This window comes from Methylobacterium sp. E-045, from assembly GCF_022829685.1.
In the GTDB taxonomy this organism is placed as follows: Bacteria; Pseudomonadota; Alphaproteobacteria; order Rhizobiales; family Beijerinckiaceae; genus Methylobacterium.
The window spans coordinates 1-975 of sequence record NZ_JAKSYE010000112.1 but is presented as its reverse complement, the minus strand read 5'-3'; the positions used below and the strand labels follow the sequence as shown (position 1 = coordinate 975).

Genomic DNA, 975 nt, shown 5'->3' with positions numbered 1-975 from the left:
TGGAACATCAGACGGCCGCAGATACGACCACGGGCCGGCCTGAGGAACTTGGTGCGCGCAAGGCGAAGGTGGCCGACACGGTCGCAGCTTCCACCTGAGAGGATGGCATGGCGTGCGTCCTGCCGCGTTCGTCAACCTGCGCCTTAGAGTATGTCCTGTTCGTCTATCTACACCGCGGGGTGAGACAACTTCTACCTATCCACGCCAAACAACGAACCTATCTCCGTTCATGTCGGATATCCGACCGTTTCCCCGACATATCGGGGGTATCCTTGCTACGCGGCCTAAAACGGCGCCGTTTCTGTCGGAAAAATATGGCTGGTTTTCTATTGCCAGATAAACGTGCTTGAATCACTATCCCGACATGCTTGTCGGATATGCCCGTGTCTCTACCATTGACCAAAACCTGGACCTGCAGCGCGACGCGCTAATAAACGCTGGTTGTGAACGGCTGTTCGAGGAGAAAAAGTCCGGGAAAGCCGGCACGAAACGTCCTGAGTTCGATGCCGCCCTCGCCTACCTGCGCCCCACCGACGTGCTGGTGGTTTGGAAGCTCGATCGGCTCGGTCGCTCGCTCGTGGAGATGATGCGCACGATCGACAGCCTCCGCATGTCAAACAGCGTTGAACATTGACCCTGGATCGGCGTCGAACTTTGACTCCCTGGATGGGTATGGCGGGACGCCCCTGATCAGCCCGGCGAAGCGGGTCGGGCTGGCGCAGCCGGGCTCATAAGGGGTCCAGCAGGCGCGGCGTCCGTGCCGGCCTCAGCCGAGGTTCTTGCGCCGGCAGCTCCCATTCCCGGCCTCGACGCTCTTGCAGCGCTGCGCGAGCCGGTCGAGGATCACCGTGGTCATCTTGGCGTCCTCAGCTACCACGCCTGCCCATTCCACGCAGGCGAGGCTGGTGGTGACCACGATCCCGCGCGTCTCGTAGAGGTTGCCGGCGCGGTCGACCACGAGCGTGGCGCCGCTGC

1 protein-coding gene and 1 pseudogene are annotated in these 975 nt (G+C 61.7%); one reads left to right on the top strand and one right to left on the bottom strand.

Annotated features, from left to right (window positions below; translation table 11 throughout):
* Nucleotides 1-364 precede the first annotated feature (364 nt).
* A pseudogene (locus MKK51_RS21040) lies at nucleotides 365-613 on the top strand (recombinase family protein); the annotation flags it as partial.
* Nucleotides 614-766: 153 nt separating this feature from the next.
* Here the strand turns inward: MKK51_RS21040 and MKK51_RS21035 are convergent.
* Nucleotides 767-975, bottom strand: a 209-nt coding sequence (locus tag MKK51_RS21035; protein WP_243980579.1) for an ATP-binding protein, incomplete at its 5' end; no start/stop codon positions are given.